The 23111-nt window shown below is 63.0% G+C and carries 22 protein-coding genes and 1 tRNA gene; 8 read left to right on the forward strand and 15 right to left on the reverse strand.

Annotated elements, in window-relative coordinates; translation table 11 throughout:
• Positions 1-155: 155 nt before the first annotated feature.
• A tRNA-Ile gene (locus tag ACTJKL_RS01970) sits at positions 156-231 on the reverse strand.
• Between the two features lie 145 nt (positions 232-376).
• Between ACTJKL_RS01970 and ACTJKL_RS01975 the strand changes: the two genes are divergently transcribed.
• A complete protein-coding gene (locus tag ACTJKL_RS01975) occupies positions 377-1165 on the forward strand; it encodes an SIMPL domain-containing protein (protein WP_440852041.1) in 789 nt (262 codons plus the stop codon).
• A gap of 93 nt (positions 1166-1258) precedes the next feature.
• On the opposite strand, the gene ACTJKL_RS01980 is transcribed toward ACTJKL_RS01975, so the two are convergent.
• The 12 genes from ACTJKL_RS01980 to ACTJKL_RS02035 all read right to left on the reverse strand — a co-directional run bounded on the left by ACTJKL_RS01980 (position 1259) and on the right by ACTJKL_RS02035 (position 14226).
• On the reverse strand, positions 1259-1615 hold the full coding sequence (locus ACTJKL_RS01980; protein WP_018095609.1) for a hypothetical protein: 357 nt from the start codon (positions 1613-1615) through the stop codon (positions 1259-1261).
• Positions 1616-1874: 259 nt separating this feature from the next.
• Positions 1875-2279, reverse strand: a complete 405-nt coding sequence (locus ACTJKL_RS01985; RefSeq protein ID WP_411921652.1) for a ketosteroid isomerase-related protein — start codon at positions 2277-2279, stop codon at positions 1875-1877.
• Between the two features lie 94 nt (positions 2280-2373).
• Positions 2374-2796, reverse strand: coding sequence for a secondary thiamine-phosphate synthase enzyme YjbQ (locus ACTJKL_RS01990; protein ID WP_324762103.1), 423 nt, complete (start codon positions 2794-2796; stop codon positions 2374-2376).
• Positions 2797-2919: 123 nt separating this feature from the next.
• The gene (locus tag ACTJKL_RS01995) at positions 2920-3273 is read right to left on the reverse strand and encodes a DUF1428 domain-containing protein (protein ID WP_029956413.1); all 354 of its coding nucleotides are present in this window, start codon (positions 3271-3273) and stop codon (positions 2920-2922) included.
• 95 nt (positions 3274-3368) lie between these two features.
• Complete coding sequence (locus tag ACTJKL_RS02000) at positions 3369-3938, reverse strand: transglycosylase SLT domain-containing protein (protein WP_018095613.1); 570 nt, start codon at positions 3936-3938, stop codon at positions 3369-3371.
• 201 nt (positions 3939-4139) lie between these two features.
• Positions 4140-4430 (reverse strand): GYD domain-containing protein, encoded by a 291-nt coding sequence (locus ACTJKL_RS02005; RefSeq protein WP_003532955.1) that lies wholly within the window; start codon positions 4428-4430, stop codon positions 4140-4142.
• Positions 4431-4703: 273 nt separating this feature from the next.
• Positions 4704-6758 carry an RNA polymerase sigma factor RpoD gene (rpoD, locus tag ACTJKL_RS02010; RefSeq protein ID WP_018095614.1) on the reverse strand — a complete coding sequence of 685 codons (2055 nt, stop codon included), beginning with the start codon at positions 6756-6758 and terminating at the stop codon, positions 4704-4706.
• A 438-nt stretch (positions 6759-7196) separates the two neighbouring features.
• On the reverse strand, positions 7197-8231 hold the full coding sequence (gene tdh / locus ACTJKL_RS02015) for an L-threonine 3-dehydrogenase (RefSeq protein WP_018095615.1): 1035 nt from the start codon (positions 8229-8231) through the stop codon (positions 7197-7199).
• A gap of 23 nt (positions 8232-8254) precedes the next feature.
• Positions 8255-9442: a glycine C-acetyltransferase gene (locus ACTJKL_RS02020; RefSeq protein ID WP_440852042.1), complete on the reverse strand. Its 1188-nt coding sequence runs from the start codon at positions 9440-9442 to the stop codon at positions 8255-8257.
• A gap of 139 nt (positions 9443-9581) precedes the next feature.
• Positions 9582-11492, reverse strand: coding sequence for a DNA helicase RecQ (recQ, locus tag ACTJKL_RS02025; RefSeq protein ID WP_440852043.1), 1911 nt, complete (start codon positions 11490-11492; stop codon positions 9582-9584).
• 45 nt (positions 11493-11537) lie between these two features.
• Positions 11538-13541, reverse strand: a complete 2004-nt coding sequence (gene dnaG, locus ACTJKL_RS02030) for a DNA primase (protein WP_440852044.1) — start codon at positions 13539-13541, stop codon at positions 11538-11540.
• A 235-nt stretch (positions 13542-13776) separates the two neighbouring features.
• Positions 13777-14226: a GatB/YqeY domain-containing protein gene (locus ACTJKL_RS02035; RefSeq protein ID WP_018095619.1), complete on the reverse strand. Its 450-nt coding sequence runs from the start codon at positions 14224-14226 to the stop codon at positions 13777-13779.
• A gap of 325 nt (positions 14227-14551) precedes the next feature.
• Between ACTJKL_RS02035 and carA the strand changes: the two genes are divergently transcribed.
• A complete protein-coding gene (gene carA / locus ACTJKL_RS02040; protein ID WP_440852045.1) occupies positions 14552-15757 on the forward strand; it encodes a glutamine-hydrolyzing carbamoyl-phosphate synthase small subunit in 1206 nt (401 codons plus the stop codon).
• 38 nt (positions 15758-15795) lie between these two features.
• Here the strand turns inward: carA and ACTJKL_RS02045 are convergent, their stop codons facing one another.
• Positions 15796-16686, reverse strand: a complete 891-nt coding sequence (locus ACTJKL_RS02045; protein WP_440852046.1) for a LysR substrate-binding domain-containing protein — start codon at positions 16684-16686, stop codon at positions 15796-15798.
• Between the two features lie 112 nt (positions 16687-16798).
• Here ACTJKL_RS02045 and ACTJKL_RS02050 point away from each other — a divergent pair, with 112 nt between their 5' ends.
• Positions 16799-17560: an SDR family oxidoreductase gene (locus ACTJKL_RS02050; RefSeq protein WP_018095622.1), complete on the forward strand. Its 762-nt coding sequence runs from the start codon at positions 16799-16801 to the stop codon at positions 17558-17560.
• A 24-nt stretch (positions 17561-17584) separates the two neighbouring features.
• On the forward strand, positions 17585-18451 hold the full coding sequence (locus ACTJKL_RS02055; RefSeq protein ID WP_440852047.1) for an NAD(P)-dependent oxidoreductase: 867 nt from the start codon (positions 17585-17587) through the stop codon (positions 18449-18451).
• Positions 18452-18570: 119 nt separating this feature from the next.
• On the opposite strand, the gene ACTJKL_RS02060 is transcribed toward ACTJKL_RS02055, so the two are convergent.
• On the reverse strand, positions 18571-19773 hold the full coding sequence (locus ACTJKL_RS02060; RefSeq protein WP_440852048.1) for a pyridoxal phosphate-dependent aminotransferase: 1203 nt from the start codon (positions 19771-19773) through the stop codon (positions 18571-18573).
• Between the two features lie 390 nt (positions 19774-20163).
• Here ACTJKL_RS02060 and ACTJKL_RS02065 point away from each other — a divergent pair, with 390 nt between their 5' ends.
• The 4 genes from ACTJKL_RS02065 (at position 20164) to ACTJKL_RS02080 (ending at position 23043) form a co-directional block, all read left to right on the forward strand.
• Positions 20164-20361 carry a hypothetical protein gene (locus ACTJKL_RS02065; RefSeq protein ID WP_018095625.1) on the forward strand — a complete coding sequence of 66 codons (198 nt, stop codon included), beginning with the start codon at positions 20164-20166 and terminating at the stop codon, positions 20359-20361.
• Positions 20354-20638, forward strand: a complete 285-nt coding sequence (locus ACTJKL_RS02070; protein WP_440852049.1) for a hypothetical protein — start codon at positions 20354-20356, stop codon at positions 20636-20638. The genes ACTJKL_RS02065 and ACTJKL_RS02070 overlap by 8 nt, the downstream gene beginning before the upstream one ends.
• 125 nt (positions 20639-20763) lie before the next feature.
• The gene (locus tag ACTJKL_RS02075) at positions 20764-21954 is read left to right on the forward strand and encodes a PQQ-dependent sugar dehydrogenase (RefSeq protein WP_440852050.1); all 1191 of its coding nucleotides are present in this window, start codon (positions 20764-20766) and stop codon (positions 21952-21954) included.
• A gap of 186 nt (positions 21955-22140) precedes the next feature.
• The gene (locus tag ACTJKL_RS02080) at positions 22141-23043 is read left to right on the forward strand and encodes a DMT family transporter (RefSeq protein ID WP_440852051.1); all 903 of its coding nucleotides are present in this window, start codon (positions 22141-22143) and stop codon (positions 23041-23043) included.
• The last annotated feature ends 68 nt before the right edge of the window (positions 23044-23111 follow it).

A 23111-nucleotide genomic window follows, 5' to 3' on the forward strand; every position in this document is an offset into this window, starting at 1 on the left:
CGATATTGGAGGGAGTGCGGCCCCGCTTGCGGGTTATTGGCGAATGAAAAAGGGGCGGCCATCGAGCCGCCCTTTTCTTTGCCCGGAGGGTTTACCAAAAGGTTTCCAAATATTTTTGAAAAACCCCCATGTAACCCATTGAAAATAAAAGAAAATGGTGGGCCCGGAGGGACTCGAACCCCCAACCAAGCGGTTATGAGCCGCCGGCTCTAACCATTGAGCTACAGGCCCTGCCGTCGTCGCCGGCGGTTGCGGACCAATGGCAGTCCGCTGTGCAGGCTCTAGCGTAAAACCTTTTTGCCGACAAGCCATTGCCGCAATAGCTACACAATCGGTAAGCATGGAATCGAGGATAAACAACCGGAGAGAAACGTCCATGTTTTCTACACGCATTGCCCGTACCGTTCATGTCGCCGCAGTCGCAGCCGCATTTGCCGGCGCCTTTGCAGCCGCGGCGGCGGCGCAGGAGAGCACCGCCGGCAAGGGAGATGGCAAGGGGCGCCCGGACGGTGTCAGGGGCCGTCAGGCGGTGATCAAGGTCTCCGGCGAGGGCCGCTCGACGTCCGCTCCGGACATGGCGATTTTGCAGCTCAGCGTCGTCAAGGACGCCAAGACCGCGCGCGAAGCGCTCGATGCCAACAACAAGGCGATGGCGGACGTGCTCTCGGCATTGAAGCAGGCCGGGATCGCCGAGCGCGACCTGCAGACGAGCGGCTTCTCGATCAATCCGCAATATCACTATCCGCCGAACAATGACGGCGGTAATCGGCCGCCGGAACTGGTGGGCTATCAGGTCGTCAACGGTGTCGGCGTGCGCGTGCGGGATCTGGGACAGCTCGGCGAGATCCTGGACAAGTCCGTGACCCTCGGCGTCAATCAGGGCGGCGGCATCGAGTTCACCAACGACAAGCCGGATGCCGTGATCACGGAAGCCCGCAAGGCCGCGGTCGCCGACGCCATCAACAAGGCCAAGGTTCTGGCCGAGGCGGCGGGGGTCTCGCTCGGACGCGTGATCGAGATCGCGGAGCAGCCCTCCCGGCCCGAACCGATCCCCGTGGTCCGCAGCATGGCGAAGGAATTTGCCGCCGCCGATTCGGTTCCGATGGCGACCGGCGAGAATGCCTATAACGTCACCGTCAACGTGACGTTCGCCGTCAATCAGTAACGGGGTCCGAAGCGCAAAGCAAAGAGCCCCCACGCCAGGGCGTGAGGGCTCCATTTCCGTCGGCCGGAGGAGACGAGACGGAAATCCGGGGATTTACCAGCGGCCGATGACCGGGCATCCGCGTGCATTGGCGAAAATGATGGCCTGGCGGTGCCCATGGCGGCGGCCTTCGACGACGACGCGGCGACCTGTTACGTCGGCAACATAGGCGCGGCGGAGACCGCGATCGCGTGCCTTTTCGACGGCGAGGCCGGGTGCACAGCGGCCGCGACGGTCGCGGCGGTCATAGTGCCGGCGATCGCGCCAGTCGTCGTGGCGGTCATAGTCGCGGTAGTGGACGCCGCCGCCCGGACCCAATTCCAGGGTGAGCGACTGCGCCGAGGCCGTGGAAACCAGACCGGTCAATCCGATCACTGCAGCGACGGCGGCGTTAACGAGGAACTTTTTCATTGCTTTTCTCCGGTGTGACGAAGCGGTTCTGGTTGACGATTGAGGCAAACATAGGCCCGCCAAACTGAACGGCACCGGAACCCTCCGTTCATGCAGTATTCAGGTTGATCACGCCCCCGACGCGCCATGAATCGCTCCAAACCCCCGGTACATTCCGGCAGGGTAAGTTATTGATCCGACAGGCTAAGGAGCGATTCCAGAAACGTGTATAAAGGTTCTTCGTCCGGACGTGCGTTGGCGTCAGACGGTTAAGACGGGCTCACCCCGCCAGCTCGCGCTCGAAGAGGCGGCTGTTGCGATAGTGGCTGAGTCGCGCAATGAGACCGTCCTCGATCTCGAAGACGAAGACGCTCGCAATGGAATAGGCCTGACCGGAGGCTTCGGGAAAGCCGGCCATCGTCTCGCGATAGGTACCGCGCGCGGTCGTATCCGCCGCCACCCGCTCACCGGCGGCGTCCCGCATCAACACGACGTCGCCGAAGCTCTCGTCGAAATGGCGGAAATAATTCATCACCCAGCTCCTGAGCGCGCCGGCGCCGAGGGTTCGCTCCCCGGTGGGCGAGTCGAACGCGACGTCCTCGCCGACGAGACGCGAAAGCGTGTCGAAGTCGCGGTCGTTCAGGGCTTCGATGAAACGGCTGGCTATCGTCTGGGCGTCTGTCATTTTCTCCTCCGAATTGTCCCCCGCTTCACTCTACCGCAATGCGCCGGCCGCGCGGAAAGAGAAAATGGTAGCGCCCGCCCGCGCCTGCGCCTCGTCAGCTGCCGAGATGCAGGACGATCTCGCGGCGGTGCGGCCGGTCGCGGTGTTCGAAGAGATAAAGCCCCTGCCAGGTGCCAAGCGCCAGGCGTCCCTGCATGACGGGAATGCCGAGCGAAACCTGTGTGAGTGCCGCCTTGATATGGGCCGGCATGTCGTCCGGCCCCTCCATCGTATGGACGATCCAGCTCATCGAGCGATCGGAGGACGGCGGTACCAGCCGGTGGAAAAAGGCATGGAGGTCTCGCTTCACGTCCGGATCGGCGTTCTCCTGGATGATCAGCGAAGCGGAAGTATGACGGACGAAAACCGTGAGCAATCCTTCATCCACGCCGGACGCACGCACGAAGTCGCCGGCCGCGGCCGTGAACTCGTAGAGCCCCTGCCCTTTCGTAGATATGGCGATGACGGTCTGCGCCATTCTCTCCTCCGCGAGCTTCCGGGCGCTGCTGTGACCCCGCATGTCCATTGACGTACGGGGCCTGTCTAGCATCCGGTTCGCTCCATGACTTACGGGATCGTACCGCAGGCTGCAACGCCGTTTCTATAGTTCGAGGAAAGCCTCGAACCCGCCATAGATCATGCGCTTTCCATCGAAGATGGACTTCCATTCGTCGCCCTGCAGTCTCGGATCCGCCATCACCTTGGCGACGATCGCGTCCCGGTCCTGACGCGACCGGTAGACGATCCACGAGAAGACGACGGTCTCGTCGTCCTTTGCCTGAACCGCGCGCGGGAATGATGTGAGTTCGCCATAGGGCACGTCGTCTGCGAGGCATTCGACGTAATTGAGCGCGCCATGCTCCTTCCACACCGCACCCGCCGCGCTCGCCAGCTTCTTGTAGGCCTCTATGTTGGCCGTCGGCACTGCAACGAGAAAACCGTCCACATACGCCATTTTCGTCTCCTCCACGTTGACATCACAAGGACGATCGAAGAGCGCAGGATCCGACAGGGGGACGACATTTTGATGGCTGCCGTCATCCGCTCGCGTCAGGAGCCGCAGCCGCGCAGCTGGCGCGCGTAGTTCGCAGCCATGCCGGATGCTCTCTTGGCGCCTGCCTTTGCCGTATCGCTCCAGTTGCCGCGGGCGTAGCCGCTGTGGCCGTGGTAATAGGCGATATAGAGCCGGTAGGTATCGTTGAGAGCGATGCCGTTCCGCTGATGGCTCTGATTGTGATACCAGGCGATAAAGCGGATCGCGTCGCCGAAATCCGATCGGCGCGCCGTCCACCGGCCAGTCTCGGACTGATAGCGCGCCCAGGTGCCGTCAAGCGCCTGCGAGTAGCCGTAGGCCGACGAGACCCTTGTCCACGGGATGAAGCCGAAGAGTTTCGTGCGAGGCGGCCTGGCATTATGGCGGAAGCCTGACTCGGCATAGATCGTCGCCATCAACACCGGGACCGGCACGCCGTATTCGCGCTCTGCCGCGTAGGCAGCCCTGCGCCAATTGTTGAAAAGACCATCTCGCTGCTCGAAAACCGCACAGGCGTTCCGGGTCTCTCTCGGCACCGTCCCGCAGCCGGCCAACAACAGGAGGACGACGACAAAAACGCAACGCATCGCGGAACCTCTCGTTTGCGAGAGGTTGATAAGACGTAAATCTTAAGGATCGGTTTTTATGCGTAGGCGAAGTGGGCTACCCCTCTCCTCGGGTTAGAATCCGAGCTCCCCCGCAGGCGGGGAGCGGGCGAACGTGTCCGTTCGCCCCTTGCGGGGAGAAGGCGCCGGCAGGCAGATGAGCGGCGATCCGGAAGCGCTCGATCAGAGCGTACCGATCAGTTCGCGGTAGGCGGCCTCCGGGAAGGCCTTCAGCGTGCGCGTACGCACATTGCCGTTCATGCCGAGCGTGATAGCGAAGCGCGCAGCGACTGCGTCGTCGGGCGCTTCGCAGATCGCAACCATGTCGTGTTCGCCCATCGTCAGATAGAAATCCTTGAAGGAACCGCCCATTTCCTCGAGCTGCCTCCTTGCCGCATCGAGCCGCTTCGGCGACTCGCGCACGTTCCTGATACCCAGCTCGGTCCAATTGAGAAGCAGAACGTAAGTCGTCATCTCACACCTCCCGCAAAGCATCCCGCCTTCGGCCGATGGCGCTTAAGGATGCCCTGTATCTGAAGAATACCGGAGCGCATTCGCGCACTCATATGCGGCCTCGGAACGCCAAGTTCCCGGCGATGGGAGGGAGCGACCTTCTCTGCCGCAACGCGCAAAGTATAAAGCATTTCGAGGACAACGAGGTACGGTTTTGCGCCACGCCCGGCGCACAAACAAAAGCCGGGCGCTGGATCCAGGCCCGGCTTCGTTACTTCGTGGAAGGTCCTGGGATCAGCTGTCCAGGAACGAGCGCAACTTGCGCGAACGGCTCGGATGCTTGAGCTTGCGCAGCGCCTTCGCTTCGATCTGCCGGATGCGTTCGCGGGTGACCGAGAACTGCTGGCCGACTTCTTCCAGCGTATGGTCGGTGTTCATGCCGATGCCGAAACGCATGCGCAGCACGCGCTCCTCGCGGGGCGTGAGCGAGGCGAGCACGCGCGTCGTCGTCTCGCGCAGGTTCGCCTGAATGGCCGCGTCGATCGGCAACAGCGCATTCTTGTCCTCGATGAAATCGCCGAGATGCGAATCTTCCTCGTCGCCGACCGGCGTTTCGAGCGAGATCGGCTCCTTGGCGATCTTCAGGACCTTGCGCACCTTTTCGAGCGGCATTGCGAGCTTTTCCGCCAGCTCCTCGGGCGTCGGCTCGCGGCCGATCTCGTGCAGCATCTGGCGAGAGGTGCGCACGATCTTGTTGATCGTCTCGATCATGTGCACCGGAATGCGGATCGTGCGGGCCTGGTCGGCGATCGAACGGGTGATCGCCTGCCGGATCCACCACGTCGCATAGGTCGAGAACTTGTAACCGCGGCGATACTCGAACTTGTCGACCGCCTTCATCAGACCGATATTGCCTTCCTGGATCAGATCGAGGAACTGCAGGCCACGATTCGTGTACTTCTTGGCGATAGAGATCACCAGACGAAGGTTGGCCTCGACCATCTCCTTCTTGGCGATACGCGCTTCACGTTCGCCCTTCTGGACCATGGATACGATGCGGCGGAACTCGGCAATGGAAATGCCGGTCTCGGTGGCAAGGTTCTGGATCTCCTGGCGGATGTCGCGGATCGTCTGGTTTTCGGCCCTGGCAAACTCCTTCCAGCCCTTGCCGGCGAGATTGCTGATCGACTTCATCCAGTTCGGATCGAGTTCGGCGCCGGAATACTGCTCCAGGAACGCCTCACGCTTGACGCCATAGGATTCGGCCAGGCGCAGGAGGCGGCCCTCGTTCTGCGTCAGGCGCTTGGAGATGTCGTAGAGCTGCTCGACCAGAGCGTCGATGCGGTTCTGGTTGAGCGACAGCGACTTCACGGCCTTGATCAGCTCGTCCTTCAGCTCCTTGTAGCGGCGCTCCTGCGCCGGCGACAGAGTGCCGGTCGCGGCAAGGCGCGCTTCCACCTGCTGGTCCTGCAGCTTACGGAGCTTCTTGTACGTTTCGGCGATGACGTCGAGCGTCTCCATCACCTGCGGACGCAGTTCCGCTTCCATCGCGGCGAGCGAGAGGTTCGACTCGTCGTCGTCCTCCTCTTCTTCTTCGGATGGCTGGCCTTCGCCGCCGACATTGGTGATGTCGTCGTCGTTCGCCGCAGCGCGGGTCTTGCGTACCTTTTCCTTCTCTTCCGCAGCCTTGCGGTCGGCTTCGATCTTTTCCGGGCTCTGGAACTGCGGTGCAGCCTTTGCCTCGGGGCCGGAATAGGTCGTCTCGAGATCGATGATCTCGCGCAGAAGGGTCTGACCCTCGTTCAGCTCGTCGCGCCAGATGATCAACGCCTGGAAGGTAAGCGGACTCTCGCAAAGCCCGGCAATCATCGTTTCGCGGCCGGCCTCGATCCGCTTGGCAATGGCAATTTCGCCTTCGCGCGAGAGAAGCTCCACGGAGCCCATCTCGCGCAGATACATGCGCACCGGATCGTCGGTGCGATCGGTCGGCTCCTTCTTCTTGCTGGCTGCAAGCGCAGTGCCGCTGGCAGGCGCGAGTTCGCCGCCTTCGCTTTCGCCCTCGTCGGCGCCGTCATCGTCGTCGCTGGCGGCAGCCTCCTCGGCTTCCTCGTCCTCGATGACGTTGATGCCCATGTCGGAAAGCATGGACATCGTGTCTTCGATCTGCTCGGAAGTCACTTCTTCGGAGGGCAGAACGGAGTTGAGCTCGTCCATGGTCACATAGCCGCGCTTCTTGGCGGCCTTGATCATCTTCTTGACAGCATCGTCGGAAAGATCGAGAAGCGGACCGTCCGGTGCACCTTCACGTTCAACGTCGGCTTCTTCGTTTTCTTTGACTTTTGTTGCCATTTATTCGTCGCTTTCCTTGTCGCAACCGGCCGGCGCCCGGTAATCAATGCTACTCGGAGGTCCGGGCACGCCGCGTACCCGCCACCGATTATTTCCCCTGACGTAACGGGATGATATTTAATTCCTGATTAACCACGACAGCGATCGCGGTGAACGGGCAAGCTTCGACAGTCCTGCCACTGAAACGTCCCTGGCATGATTTCCTATCCGCCGTACCATGTCGCCATTTCTGCTTGAAATGGTGATTCCCAGAATTTTTGATCCCGTCAAGCATTTCCGGTGAAAAACCGCGCAAATCGGCAAAAAACGCTCATGGACGGGATTTTGCGCTGTTTATCAGCTTTCGCTCAACATGTAGGAGCGCCCCAAAGAAAGACAAGGGTTGCGCGATTTTTCCGGAAGAATCCTGATGGCAGTCGATCGCGACCGCGACTCCGTCTACCAGTCCATCACCACCTTGCCGGAATTGCCCGAGCGCATCGCCTCGAAGCCGTCGCGAAAATCGTCGATGCCGATCCGGTGAGTGATTATCGGCGAGAGGTCGAGCCCGCCCTGGACGAAGGCGATCATCTTGTACCAGGTCTCGAACATTTCGCGGCCATAGATGCCCTTGAGGTTGAGCATCTTGAAGATGACCTTGTTCCAGTCGATTTCGAAGCCCGCCGGTGCAATGCCGAGGATCGCGATCTTGCCGCCATTGTTCATCTTGTCGATCATATCGCGGAACGCGGGCGCGGCGCCCGACATTTCCAGCCCGACATCGAAGCCCTCGGTCATGCCGATCACCCGCATGACGTCGGCAAGATTTTCCTTCGAAGCGTCGACGACGTGGTCGATGCCGAGCTTGCGCGCGAGATCCAGACGAACGGGGTTGATGTCGGTAATCACCACCTTGCGGGCACCGCAACGCTTGGCCACCATCGCCCCCATGATGCCGATCGGCCCGGCACCGGTGACCAGAACGTCCTCGCCGACGAGATCGAAGGAGAGCGCCGTATGCACGGCGTTGCCGAAGGGGTCGAAGATTGCGGCGATCTCGTCCGGCACGTCGTCGGGGATCGACACGACATTATATTCGGGAAGGCAGACGAACTCGGCGAAGGAGCCGGGGCGATTGACGCCGACGCCGAGCGTGTTGCGGCAGAGATGCCCCCTGCCCGCGCGGCAATTGCGGCATTTGCCGCAGACGATGTGACCTTCTCCGGAAACGCGCTCGCCGACATGATGCTTGCTGACGGCCGGCCCGACCTCGACGACCTCGCCCATGAATTCGTGTCCGACGACCATCGGCACCGGGATCGTCTTCTCCGCCCATTGATCCCAATTCCAGATGTGGACGTCGGTGCCGCAAATTGCCGATTTCCTGACACGGATCAGGACGTCGTTCGGGCCGACTTCCGGCACCGGCACGCGCTCCATCCAGAGGCCGACCTCCGGCTTCGTCTTGACGAGTGCCTTCATCATGTTGGTCATCGCTCGATCCTCGCCTGTGCCAATTAGATCACCTCCAGTTCGCGGCCCACCTCCTCGAAGACCGCGATGGCACGGCGGACATCCGTTTCGCTGTGCGCCGCGGACATCTGCGTGCGGATGCGGGCCTGCCCCTTCGGCACCACCGGGAAGGAGAAGCCCACGACGTAGACGCCCTTCTTCAGCATGCGCGCCGCCATCTCCTGTGCGAGCGCCGCATCTCCAAGCATGACCGGAATGATCGGATGGCCCTCGCCGGCAAGCGTGAAGCCTAGCCTGGACATCTCGCTCCGGAAGAGCGCCGCGTTTGCGTAAAGACGGTTGCGCAGAGCGTCGCCGTCTTCGATCAGCTCGAAAACCTTGAGAGAAGCGGCCGCGATCACGGGCGCGAGCGTATTGGAAAAGAGATAGGGCCGCGAACGCTGGCGCAACCACTCGACGACATCGGCCTTCGCCGAGGTATACCCGCCCGAAGCGCCGCCGAGCGCCTTGCCGAGCGTACCGGTAATGATATCGACCCGTCCCTCGACGCCGCAATGCTCGGCGGAGCCGCGCCCATGCTTGCCGACGAAACCGACCGCATGGCTGTCGTCCACCATGACCATGACGTGGTATTTCTCAGCCAGATCGCAAACGCCCTGGAGATTGGCGATGATGCCGTCCATCGAAAAGACGCCGTCGGTGGCGATCATCTTGAAACGGCTGCCTTCCGCCTTCTTCAGCTCCTCTTCCAATGCTGCCATGTCGTTGTTGGCATAGCGGAAGCGCCTCGCCTTGGAGAGGCGCACTCCATCGATGATGGAGGCATGGTTCAGCGCATCGGAGATGATCGCGTCGTCCTCGCCGAGCAGCGTCTCGAACAAACCGCCATTGGCGTCGAAACAGGAGGAATAGAGGATCGTGTCCTCCATGCCCAGGAAGGAGGATATGCGCGCTTCGAGCTCCTTGTGCTCCTCCTGCGTGCCGCAGATGAAGCGCACAGACGCCATGCCGTAGCCGTAACGGTCGAGCGCGCTCTTCGCGGCTTCCGCAAGCTCCTCGCTGTCGGCGAGGCCGAGATAGTTGTTGGCGCAGAAATTCAGGACGCGCTCGCCGGAAGCGACTTCAATCTCGCCCGACTGCTTGGAGGTGATGACCCGCTCGGACTTATAGAGCCCGGCCTGCCTGAGGCTTTCGAGTTCCGAACGGAGATGGGAGAGGAAGGCCGTGGTCATGGGTTGCGTGCTTTCGAGACAAGAACTTCATTTCACCAGTCTAGACGACTAGCACGATGGCACTGCTCATGGAATCGGTTTCGATGCTGCGCCCACGCCCGCACCGGGACGAGGGCGGTTCCATCATCCCGCTTCGACTTCAGCCCTCGAACGCCTCGATCACGGCGAGAAACGCTTCGCCATATCTCTCCCGCTTGCTCTCGCCGATACCGGGAACGTCGAGCAATTCGTCGAAATCGCGCGGACGCCGCTTGGCGAGAGCGATCAAGGTCGTATCCGGAAAGACGACATAGGGCGGCACGTCCATCTCTCGGGCGAGAGAGAGGCGCTCGGACCGGAGCCGCTCGAACAGTTCGAGATCGGATCCCGCGAGGTCCGATCGTTCGCCGGTCGCCTTCGACCCGCGTGCGGCTTTGGCCTTGCCGGAACTCGGACGGTCCTTGCGGAAGAGCACCTGCCGTTCGCGGCGAAAGACGCTGCGGGCCTCGGGCTCGAGCTTAAACGCTCCGAAGGCGCCGTGGTCCACGGAGATCAGCCCGGCGGCGAGCAGTTGCCGGAAAATCGACTGCCAGGTGCGCGCCGGCAGGTCCTTGCCGGCCCCGAAGACCGGCATGTCGACATGGCCGAAGCGCTCCGTCTTCTCGTTCACGCTGCCCGTAAGCACATCGATCAGATGGCCGGTTCCGAAGCGCTCTCCGGTCCGGTAGACGGCGGCAAGCGCCTTGATCGCCGCTTCCGTGCCGTCCCAGGTCTCGACCGGCTTCAGGCAGGTGTCGCAATGCCCGCAGCCGCCCGGATGAGCCTCACCGAAATGCGCGAGGATGGCCTGGCGTCGGCAGCCTGCCGTCTCGCAAATGGCAAGCAGCGAATTGAGTTTCGCCCGCTCGATGCGCTTGATTTCCTCGGGCGCCCCGCCCTCGTCGATCATCCGCCGGCGCTGAATTACGTCGGCCATGCCATAGGCCATCCACACTTCGGAAGGCAGGCCATCGCGACCCGCCCTCCCCGTCTCCTGGTAGTAGGCCTCGACCGAGCCCGGGAGATCGAGATGGGCGACGTAGCGCACATCCGGCTTGTCGATCCCCATGCCGAAGGCGACGGTTGCGACGAGGCACAGATTCTCCTCCTTCAGGAATGCATCCTGATGGGCGTCGCGCGCCGCCCGCTCCATGCCGGCATGATAGGGAAGTGCACGGATGCCCTGTGCATCGAGCCATTCCGCCGTATCCTCGACCTTCGCGCGCGACAGGCAATAGACGATGCCGCTTGCATCCTTGAAGCGCGACAGGAAGCGCAGCAATTGCTGGCGAGGCTGATCGCGTTCCACGATCTCATAGGCGATATTCGGTCGGTCGAAGCTGGAGGTGAAAACGCGCGCGCCGCCGAGTGCCAACCGCTCGATCATATCGTCGCGCGTATGGGGATCCGCGGTGGCGGTAAGCGCAATGCGCGGCACGCCGGGAAAGCGCTCGGCGAGGCAGCCGAGACCGCGATATTCCGGGCGGAAGTCATGTCCCCATTGCGATACGCAATGGGCCTCGTCGATCGCGAAAAGGGCGATGTCGGCATCGGCGATCATTTCGGCGAAGCCATCGGTGACGGCGCGCTCCGGCGTCACGTAGAGGAGATCGAGTTCGTCTCTCGAAAGAGCGCGGCGGACCGCGATCGCCTCGTCCCGCGTCAATGAAGAGTTGAGTGCCGCGGCCCGGATGCCGAGCTGCTTCAGCGCCTCCACCTGATCGCGCATCAGGGCGATCAGCGGCGAAACGACGATGCCGACGCCCCGGCGGCAGAGCGCCGGGATCTGGAAGCAGAGCGATTTTCCCGCCCCCGTCGGAAAGAGCACGACGGCGTCGCCACCGGCAACCACATGGTCGACGACCGCCTGCTGTTGACCGCGGAAGGTGGAATAACCGTAGATACGCTTCAGGAGATCGAGGGGATTGCTGAGGCCTTCCGTTTCGAACAGGCGGGCGGTGTTGTGGCTTTCGGGCATGGAATCGCTTTCATCGGGAGCACGCAGTATGGAGTCGCGGCTGATTGAAGGCAAACCGGCTCGGGCCGCTGCTCAACCTGCCCGTCGTGAGAGTATCGGCTAACGAGCCGCCGGGCCTTTGACGCGTCCGGAAAGCACGCCGAAGCCTTCGATGATCGCTTCGAGCTTGTCCATCCGGTGAAGCTCGAGCTGCACCTCCTCCATGGCGCGCACGAGCCGCTGACCCTGCTCCACGTCTTCGGACGCCGTGGCTTCCGCGATCTCGCGCTCGAGTTCCCGCTTCTGCCAGAGCAGCGCCTTCGTCCGCCGATGAAGCGTCAGGGCCTGAAGGTAACCTTCGCGTGCATCCTCCGGAGCCGCCGCCGCCGTTGCGGTCCAGAGCCGCGCATAACGCACCTGCCGGTCCAGAGCGGCGATCAGCGTGGAGAATCCCTCCGCCTCGAGCCGCTCCATGAGGGTTTCCCGCGTGAGCCGCAATCCGTTCGCCGCCGCCGCGTTCAGAACCGCAGCCCAGCAGCGCTGCAGATCACGGTGGTCGAACTCGATCGTGGCAATCTCGTCATACTCGTCGAACAGCAATTGCGGATGATTGACGATCGTCAATGCAAGCACGCTCTCGCGAAGTACCGGCGGGCGAAGCGAGCCGCGGGCCTTCAGCATCTGATTGAGTTTGGAACTGCCGGCGGTCCCAGCTTCCACGGCCGCGCCCATGACCGGGTTGGGAGCCGGCGACCAGCCCCTGCCACCCTGCCTGCCCCCCTGCCTCCCGGCTCGCTCGAACGGCCGCTTTTCGCCTCTGAACGGCGCGCTCCCCTGAAGAAACGCATTCAGGCGGTCGCGTATGTCCTGCCCATAATGGCGGCGCACGCTCTCGTCGGCGATTACCGAGGTCACCTGCCGCAGCCGCGCTTCGAGTTCGGCGCGTTTTTCCGGCGTGTCGAAATCGCCGCCCTGCACCTCGCGCTGCCAGACCATCTCGGCGAGCGAGCGGGCATTGGCGAGCACCTTGTCGAAGGGCTCGCGTCCGTCATGGCGCACCACATCGTCCGGGTCCTTGCCCTCCGGCAACAGGGCAAAGCGCACGGACCGGCCCGGCTTCAAATGGGGCAGCGCGAGATCGACGGCCCGATGGGCGGCGCGCACGCCGGCGCCGTCGCCGTCGAAGCAGAGCACCGGCTGGGTCGTCATCTTCCATAAGAGATCGAGCTGATTTTCGGTCAGCGCCGTGCCGAGCGGCGCAACGGCATTTTCTATCCCCGCCTGATGAAGCGCGATCACGTCCATATAGCCTTCGACGGCAATGATCGTGCCTGCGCCGTCGGCACCCTGCGAAGCCCGCCGGGCGCGGGCGAAATTGAAGAGCACATTGCCCTTGTGAAAGAGCTCGGTCTCGTTGGAGTTCAGATATTTTGCCGGGGCGTCCGGCGACATGGCGCGGCCGCCGAAGGCGATCACCTTTTCTCGGGCGGACGGGATCGGGAACATGATCCTGTCGCGGAAGCGGTCGTAGGAAACCGGAATGCCGTCGCCGTGCACGACGAGGCCGCAGGCCTCGATCTGCTCCTTGCCGATACCCTTTCCGGCGAGAAACTCCTTCAGCGCATTGCGGCTGTCGGGTGCAAAGCCGAGACGGAACGTCTCGATCGTGCGGCCGGTCAGTCCGCGCTCGCGCAGATACGCGCGCGCCTTCGCCCCGTTCGCCGTCTGAAGCTGATCCTGAAAAAACTGCGTCGCCAGTTCCATGACGTCGAGCAGGCTCGTACGTTCCCGCTCGCGCTGCTCGGCCTGCGGGTCCGGCTGCGGCATCGGGACGCCCGCCAAATCGGCGATCTGCTGCACGGCTTCCGGAAAACTCAGGCCCTCGAGCTCGGTCAGGAAGCGGAAATGATCGCCGGAAACGCCGCAGCCGAAGCAATGATAGCGGCCCTTGCGATCCTCGCAGTGGAAGCTCGGAGATTTCTCGCCGTGGAACGGGCAACAGGCCCAATAATCGCCGCGCGGAACATTGGTCTTGCGCCGGTCCCAGGTGACGCGCTTGCCGATCACGTCCGAAATGGGGACGCGGTCGCGTATCTCGTCGAGGAAGGACGGTGAAAAGCGCATGGTTACCTCTACCGCATGTCGCCCGAGCCCGTGCAGCGGCTTCGGGCAACGACATGCATGCAAACCTCCATATAAGCGGCATGGCCGAAGGAAGCCACAGGCAGCCTGCGCCTTGCCCGCTATTCACAGGCACGGGCTCGAGCCAAGGAGGTAACGCTTGTCGGCCGGCGCGGCGCGGGTCGTTTGCCGTCAGCGGCCTTAAGGAATGCACGCCCGCCGGAGCGGGCGCTGCGGCTTACTTCAGGAGGTCCTTGACCACCCCGGAGGCCTTGCCGAAGTCCATCTTGCCGGGATAACGCTCCTTCAGGGCGTTCATGCACTTGCCCATGTCGCGCAGCCCGTGCGCACCGATTTCCGCGACGGTCTTGGCGCAGACTTCCTTGACCTTTTCCTCGGAAAGCTGCTCCGGCAGAAACTGGTTGATGATGGCGATTTCCTGCCGCTCCTGCTCGGCAAGCTCCGGCCGGCCGCCCTCGTCATAGACTCGGGCCGATTCCTCGCGCTGCTTGATCATCTTCGCGAGGATCTGCAGGATCTCGTCGTCGCCGACCGGGTCCTTGCCGTGGCCGCGATTGGCGATGTCGCGGTCCTTGATCGCAGCCTGGATGAGCCGGACGGTCGAGATGCGCCGGGTATCCTTGGCCTTGAGGGCTTCTTTCAGTGCATTGGCGAAATGCTCGCGCATGTCTTAACTCCATGTCGAAACCGACCCCAGGGCTCTATCTGCGGGGCCGGTTCGATGCGTCCATTTGTCATCGTCTTAAACCAGTGCGGCAGGCACAATCAAACGTCTTTGGCAACCGATTGAATTATAACGCATTTTATTTCGGAACAATTCACAGCGTCTGGTTGACCTTGCCAGAGCCTTTGGCTATTTTCCGGCACCTGCACGTACATCGGCATGAACTTTCTCCCGCGGGGTTTCCGCGCGCCATGCCGCATGCGATCTGAAATGGCCCTGAACCGACCGGCTTTCAAGCCTCGCTTTCGGCCACAACGGGATAGAGACGATGACCGCGACACCCGCATGGACAATCCAGAAACCCACTGCCCTGCTCGTTCTGGCCGACGGCACGGTGATCGAAGGCAAGGGCATCGGCGCGACCGGTAAGGTTCAGGCCGAGGTCTGTTTCAACACGGCGTTGACCGGGTACCAGGAAATCCTGACCGATCCCTCCTATCTCGGCCAGATCGTCACGTTCACCTTCCCGCATATCGGCAATATCGGCGCCAATGACGAGGACATCGAGGATCTTACGCCTGCCGCCCGCAACGGTGCCGTCGGCGTCATCTTCAAGGCCGACATCACCGAGCCCTCCAACTACCGCGCCGCCAAGCACCTCGACGCCTGGCTGAAGGCGCGCGGCATCATCGGGCTCTGCGGCATCGACACGCGGGCGCTGACGGCCTGGATCCGCGAAAACGGCATGCCCAACGGCGTCATCGCCCACGACCCGGCAGGCGTCTTCGACGTCGAGGCGCTGAAGGTCGAGGCAAAGGCCTGGAGCGGCCTCGAAGGCCTCGACCTCGCCAAGGTTGCCACGTCCGGGCAGTCCTATCGCTGGAACGAGAAGCCGTGGGTCTGGAACGAGGGCTACTCGACGCTGGGCGAGACCGACGCCGCTTATCACGTCGTGGCTCTCGACTACGGCGTCAAGCGCAACATCCTGCGCCTCTTCGCCGGTCTGAACTGCCGTGTCACCGTCGTTCCGGCGCAGACGAGCGCCGAGGAAGTCCTCGCGCTCAAGCCGGACGGCATCTTCCTGTCGAACGGCCCGGGCGACCCGGCCGCGACGGGCGAATATGCCGTGCCGGTCATTCAGGACCTTCTCAAGACGGATATCCCGGTCTTCGGCATATGCCTCGGCCACCAGATGCTGGCACTGGCGCTCGGTGCCAAGACCGAGAAGATGCACCAGGGACACCACGGCGCCAACCACCCGGTCAAGGACCACACCACCGGCAAGGTTGAGATCGTTTCGATGAACCACGGCTTCGCGGTCGATGCGAACTCGCTTCCGCAAGGCGTTGAACAGACTCACATCTCGCTCTTCGACGGCACCAATTGCGGCCTGCGCGTCGGCGGCAGGCCGATCTTCTCCGTCCAGCATCACCCGGAAGCATCGCCAGGCCCGCAGGACAGCCACTACCTCTTCCGCCGCTTCCTGAATCTCATTCGCGAGAAGAAAGGCGAACCGGCACTCGCCGAGCGCTGAGTTCTTCTCAAGGCCCGCCTCGTGCGGGCCTTCTTGCATCAGCCGTCGACGAGACGCTCGGCGATGAAATCGACCGTTGCCCGTACGGAGGGGAGCTGCCCGCGCCGGTGCGGCATCAAGATCGTCGTCATCACTTTGCCGGCGGTCCACTCCGGAAGAATGCGGACAAGCGTGCCGCTTTCGATCTCCTGCTGGCAAAGCTTGCCGGGCAAGGTGGTGATGCCGAGACCCGCGAGCGCAGCTTCTCGCAGGACGCGGGATTCGTCGGCCACGAAACGCGGCCTCGGCGAGACCGCCACGGTCGCCCCATCGGCGCGCTCCATCACCCAGCCTTCGGACGCCAGCGACGTGAGCAGCCCATCATGACGATCGAGGTCCTCCGGGCGTTCGGGAGTGCCGTTCCCTCGCAAATAGAGCGGTGAGGCGACGATCAGCTTAGCCTGAAATCCGACACGGCGCTGGACGAGGCCCGAATCCGGCAGCGGTGCGAAATGGTCTCGCACGGCAAGATCGAAGCCTTCCTGGATGACGTCGACAAAGCGGTCCGTCGCATGCAGCGTCACCCGCAGTTTCGGATAGGCAAGTGCGAGCTGCGGCAAGAGCGGCGCCAGGGACAGCTGCGCGGTCGGCACCGAAGCCGTGATCCTCACCGTGCCGCTCGGTTCGGCAAGTCTGCCCCTGACGATATTCTCCGCCGCCTCCGCCTCAATCATCATCGCCGCCGCGTGGCGATAGAAATCCTTGCCGGTTTCGGTCACAGCGAAATGACGCGACGTGCGGTTGATCAACCGGGCGCCGAGATCCTTTTCCAGTTCGGCCACGCGCTTGCTGAGCGTGGATTTCGGCAGGTTCAGCGCTCGCGCGGCCGGCGCGAAACCCCCGTGGTCCACGACGTGAACAAAGAACGTGAAATCGTTGAGATTGGCCATGGCTTTCTATCATCCACAAGCGTGAACGATAGATCCACGCAGAGCCATCTAGCACAAGTTCGTCCACAGATGCATCTGTTGGTCATCATTATTGAACCGAAAGGAAACGAACATGGGCAACTATCAGGGAAAGAAGGCGATCGTCATCGGCGGGACCCATGGCATGGGCCTGGCGACCGTGAGACGGCTTGTCGAAGGCGGCGCCGAGGTACTGCTCACGGGCCGCAATGAGAGCAACCTCGCCCGCATCAGGGAAGAGTTCGGCCCGCGCGTGCATGCACTGCGCTCGGACATCGCCGATCTCAACGAAATCGCCGTGCTCGGTGCGACCGTCGGTCAGACGCTCGGAGCGATCGATCTCCTGCACATCAATGCCGGCGTCTCTGAGCTCGAGCCCTTCGATCAGGTGAGCGAGGCCTCCTATGACCGCCAGTTTGCCGTCAACACCAAGGGCGCCTTCTTCACCGTGCAGCGGCTGACGCCTCTGATCCGCGAAGGCGGATCGATCGTCTTCACCTCCTCCGTCGCCGACGAGGGTGGCCATCCGGGCATGAGCGTCTATAGCGCGAGCAAGGCGGCACTCGTCTCCTTCGCATCCGTGCTCGCCGCCGAGCTTCTGCCGCGCGGTATCCGGGTCAACAGCGTCAGCCCCGGCTTCATCGACACGCCGACCAAGGGCGTCGCCGGCATCACCGAAGCCGAGCGCGCCGAGTTCAAGACGCTCGGCGACAACATCACGCCGATGAAGCGCAACGGCACCGCGGATGAAGTGGCACGCGCCGTGCTCTTCCTCGCCTTCGAGGCGACCTTCACGACCGGGGCGAAACTCGCCGTCGACGGCGGCCTGGGCCAGAAGCTCTCGACCGCCGCCTGAATGATTTCGAGAAAGGTACGATCCATGAGCAGCATTTCAGTTCTCGGCATGGGCGCCATGGGGACGGCGCTTGCACGCACGCTTCTCAAGAACGGCCATAGCGTCACGGTCTGGAACCGGACGCGATCGCGCGCCGAGCCGCTTGCCGGTGCCGGTGCGAAGATCGCGGCAAGCCCGGCCGAAGCGATTGCAGCGAGCGAACTCGCCATCCTCTGCCTCGTCGATTACCCCGCCGCACGGGCGGTCCTGGAACAGGCGGAGGAGGCGCTTGCCGGCCGTGACCTCCTCAACCTGACCAACGGCACGCCGGGTGACGCCAGGGAACTCGGCACGTGGCTGGCGGGCAAGGCAGCGATCTATCTCGACGGGGGGATCATGGCGATCCCGCCGATGATCGGCGGGGCCGGCGCCCTGATCCTTTACAGCGGCTCGCATGCGCTATTCGATCGGCACAGTTCGGCCCTCGAGGCCCTTGCCGAAAGCCGTCACCTTGGCGAAGACGAGGGATTGGCTTCGCTCTACGACATAGCGCTGCTGTCAGGCATGTACGGGCTCTTCTCGGGCTTCCTGCACGCGAGCGCGCTGGTGACCAGCGCCGGAGGCAAGGCCGTCGACTTCCTGCCGCTGCTCCTGCCTTGGATCGAGGCGATGAGCGGTACCCTGCCCGACCTCGCCGGCAAGATCGATAGCGGCATGCACGGCCGCGATGTCGTCTCCAACATCGCCATGCAGAAGATCGCGCTCGGGAACATCGTGAGGGCAAGCGAAGAACAGGGCGTCGCCCCCGATTTCATGCAACCCATGTTGCGGCTGGCGGGCGACCGCGTCGACAGTGGGGGCCACGGCGACGACATCTCCGCCGTCGTCGAAGTGATCCGGAAGCGAAAGTGATTCTGTTTCAACGGGCTAGGACTGCTGCTTGAATCGGACTGGCAGATCGCTGAATCAAGCTCTGAACGTGAAAAAGCCCGCCGTTGCAGCGGGCTCTTTCATGTGGGTCTGCAGGAGCATTACCTGCAGGCGGCGCAAAAGCGCTGGATGCGGCGGCAAGCCTCCTCCAGCAGCGCCTCGGAGGTCGCGTAGGAGATGCGGAAGTTCGGGCCGAGGCCGAAGGCCGAGCCGTGGACCACAGCCACGCCTTCCGTCTCCAAAAGCTCGGAGACGAAATCCTCATCCGTTTCGATGACCTTGCCCGAGGGCGCGGTCTTGCCGATCAACCCGGCGCAGGACGGATAGACGTAGAAGGCGCCTTCCGGCGTCGGGCAGGAAATGCCCTTGGCCTGGTTCAGCATCGAGACGACGAGATCGCGGCGGCCCTGGAAGATCTCCTTGTTGCGCCCGATGAAGTCCTGCGGGCCGTTGAGCGCCTCGACGGCCGCCCACTGCGCGATCGAGGCGGCGCCCGAAGTCTGCTGGCCCTGGATCATGTCCATCGCCTTGATCAGATGAAGCGGCCCGGCCGCGTAGCCGATGCGCCAGCCGGTCATCGCGTAGGCCTTGGAGACGCCGTTCATCGTCAGCGTGCGTTCGTAGAGGCCGGGCTCGACTTCGACGGGGGTCGCAAATTTGAAGTCGCCATAGGTCAGGTGCTCGTACATGTCGTCCGTCAGAACCCAGACATGCGGATGCTTCATGAGGACGTCCGTGAGCGCCTTGAGCTCCTCATGCGAATAGGCCGCGCCCGAGGGGTTGGACGGCGAGTTGAAGACGAACCACTTGGTCTTCGGCGTGATCGCGCGGTCGAGATCCTCGGCCTTGAGCTTGAAATTGTTCTCCTGCTTGGTCGAGACGAAGACGGGTGTGCCGCCGCACAGCGCCACCATTTCCGGATAGGAGACCCAGTACGGCGCCGGGATCACGACTTCGTCGTCCGGGTTGAGCGTCGCCATGAAGGCGTTGAAGAGAATCTGCTTTCCGCCGGTGCCGACGATCGTCTGCGCCGCGGTGTAGTCGAGATTGTTCTCGCGCTTGAACTTCTTCGCGATGGCTTCGCGCAGTTCCGGAATGCCGGAAACCGGCGTGTACTTCGTCTCGCCGCGATCGATCGCGTCGATCGCGGCCTTCTTGATGTTGTCAGGCGTGTCGAAGTCCGGCTCCCCTGCGCCGAGGCCGATGACATCGCGGCCTTTCGCTTTCAACTCGCGGGCTTTCTGCGAAACAGCGATGGTGGCGGACGGCTTTACACGGGAAAGGGCATCGGCAAGGAAGGCCATGGTGTGTTTCCTGATCGTTTCGAGACGGCGTGAGACGCTACGGAACGGAAAACCGGGGTTCCCTAGCGGTTAGGTCTATGTCGAAAGACGCCCGGTCTTGCAAGCGCCTCAGGCGAAAAACGGCGGCAAGTCAGCGCAAAATGCGTCACCATGACAAAGTTTCATGGGTGCGATCAAAGCAATCGATCGAAACCGGATTGCCACGGGCGGCTGCCGGCGCACCATCGGTCGACGCGCCTCCGCCCGGATACTCCCGCGCTTTTTCGCGACCGAGACGTGCCTTTTTTTCGCCACAACAACTGTCTCAGCGCGCCGCAATTCCGTCCCGCAAGAGCCGATTTCCAAGCGCCAATTCGCGATGCGGATGCATCGGCATCTTGGGGGTATGCTATGTTTCTCGATGATGAAGTCGCCGCCTCGCGCACCCGCCGCAACGAGGCACGCTGGGGTTTCTATATCGCGCTCGCCGCACTTGCGGCCTGCATCGTGATGGTCCTCGGATTGATGACGCAGGTGACGACGCAAGCCGACATCGGGCAGCAGCCCGCGACGGCCCACGTCCAGTCCGAAGCCGCGCGCCATGGCTGACAACGATAACGGGTCGCAGCCGAACGCCGACCTCTTTGCACGACTGTCGGCGGTCCAGACAATCCTCGTTGCGATTGTCGCCCTATTCGCCCTTGCCGGCCTGATGCTCGTCGGCAAAGGCTTCTACGTGAAGGCGAAAGACGAGGTCGCGCAGTATCTGCTCCAGCAAAACTCCGGAGGACGACATCGTCCGGCGACGGAAGGCGAACCCCAGCCGACGCGCCTCGAGGCGATCCGAGAAGCGCCGGGACCGCTCACCACAGGATCGGTGCGATAAAGCCGTTTTGATCCGATTTGACTTGAAGGCCGGTGCGTGCCGCTCCAGTTTGCGCGTTGCTCGCGCGTTCGGACCTCCGAGACGGCACGATGCATTTGCTCAGACGGACGGACCGGAGGAATGCAATGCGGCACTCGCGCTGGAATACTGGCGGCTCAAGGGACATCGGAACATTGTTTACATTCTCGGCGGCGGCTGCAGTCTCGCTCTTTCTGGCCTTCGCCTCTTCCCCTGCCGCTGCGCAGGAGAGGCGCGAATTTTCCACGCAGACAGGAACCGTTCTCGTCGAGACGCTTGCCTCGGGGCTGGAGCATCCCTGGGCGGTCGAAGCCATGCCTGACGGGGCGCTGATCGTCACCGAACGACCCGGCCGGCTGCGCATCCTGCGCGACGGCAAGCTGTCGGCTGCGATCAAAGGGGTGCCGAAAGCGGCCGCACACGGCCAGGGCGGTCTTCTGGACGTCGCCCTCGATCGGCAATTTGCGACCAACAGGACTCTCTATCTCACTCTTTCCGTCCGCGGTGATGGTGGTTACGGCACCGTTCTCGTGCGGGCGGCTCTTTCGCAGGACGAACAGAGCCTGAGGGATGTGAAGGAGATCTTCCGGATGAACAGGTTCACCCGGAAGGGGCAGCACTTCGGCTCGCGCATCGCCATCGACAAGGACGGCAGCCTGTTCTTCGGCATCGGCGATCGCGGCGAAGGCGAGCGCGCCCAGGACCCGCGCGACCATGCCGGTTCGATCCTCCACATCAACGCCGACGGCAGCATTCCCGCCTCCAATCCCTATCGCGGCGGCACCGGCGGCCTGGCCGAGATCTGGTCCATAGGGCACCGCAACCCCCAGGGTATCGCCTTCGATCCCGAAGACGGCAAGCTTTTGACCGTCGAGCACGGCGCGCGCGGCGGCGACGAGGTGAACAACCCGCAGCCCGGCAGAAACTACGGCTGGCCGGTGATCACCTTCGGCAAGGATTATTCCGGAGTGGAGATCGGTGAGGGCACCGCGAAGGAAGGTCTTGAGCAGCCGCTCTTCTATTGGGACCCATCGATCGCGCCCGGCGCGATCGCCGTTTATCGCGGCCAAATGTTTCCGGAGTGGAACGGCGACCTTTTGATCGCGGCACTGAAGTACCAGTTGCTTGCCCGCCTGGACCGCGACGAGACCGGCGCCGTGACCAACGAGGAACGGCTGTTCGACGGCGAATTCGGCCGCATCCGCGACGTCATCGTCGCTTCCGACGGGGCACTGATCATGGTCACCGACGAGGAGGACGGCGCAGTGCTCAGGGTCTCCAAAGCTCCGACGCAATGAGTCCGCTACGGAACGGCTGCCCAGCCTGACGGCGACACGGAGCGGCTTGCCCGAAAAAAACGCAACTGATAGAGCGAGGTCGCAATCACCTGAGCAGCATGGCTTCGGAGTGATTCTCGAAAGTCGCGGAATATGGCGCGAAGATCGCGCGCCTCCCGTGAGCAGGACCACGACCCGGAGCCAGCGGTGACTCGCATTCAAGCCAATCTCTTCCTCCTGTTCTCCGGTGCAATCTGGGGTGCGGGCTTCGTAGCGCAGTCGACGGCGATGGACGCGATCGGACCGCTCTGGTTCATCGGCCTGCGCTTTGCGATCGCGACACTCGTGGCACTGCCCCTGGCGCTCCTTGAAAACAGGCAGGCCGCTGCGCCCTTGCCGCGCAACGCCATGCGCAACTTCGTCTTCGTCGGACTGGCGCTTTTCGGCGGAGCCGTCACGCAACAATACGGCCTCCTCACCACCACCGTCACCAATTCCGGCTTCCTGACCGGGCTCTACGTGGTATTCGTCCCGGTACTGACTGTCGTCTTCCTGCGCCGCCGGCCGCACTGGGTCATCTGGCCGGCCGCCCTGCTCGCGGCTTTCGGCATCTTTCTCCTGAGTGGCGGCGCGCTTTCGGCGCTGACCGGCGGAGACATGCTGACGATCGTCTGTGCCCTGTTCTGGGCGGTTCAGCTGATGTTGGTCGGCTTATTCGCTCCGGCCACGGGCCGGCCGATGCTCCTGTCGACGACGCAGTTCGCCGTCTGTGCCGTTGCAGGCTGCGCACTGGCCGGGCTGCTCGAGCCGCTGAGCCTTGACGCGATCAGCGGCGCCCTCCCGCAGATCCTCTACGCCGGGATCTTCTCGAGCGGCATCGCGTTCATCTGCCAAGTCGTCGGCCAACGCTATACGACGGCGCCGCAGGCTGCCATCTTCCTCTCGAGCGAAGCGCTCTTCGCCGCCCTGTTCGGGGTGCTGCTGCTCGGAGAGACCATCACTCCGGTCGGCTACGTCGGCTGCGCCGTCATCTTCCTGGCCATGCTTGCGGTCGAGCTCGTGCCGGAACTGACGAAGAAACGCGGCGAGGCCGCCGAAGCTGCTGTCTGAACAGCGGTTTCTGCTGGCCGTTCCGTGCAATTTCTCCGCGCGGTTCGCATCGGGGTTAATACTACTAA

Origin of the sequence: Sinorhizobium sp. 22678, assembly GCF_052044265.1 — a bacterium.
GTDB classification, from domain to species: domain Bacteria; phylum Pseudomonadota; class Alphaproteobacteria; order Rhizobiales; family Rhizobiaceae; genus Sinorhizobium; species Sinorhizobium meliloti_A.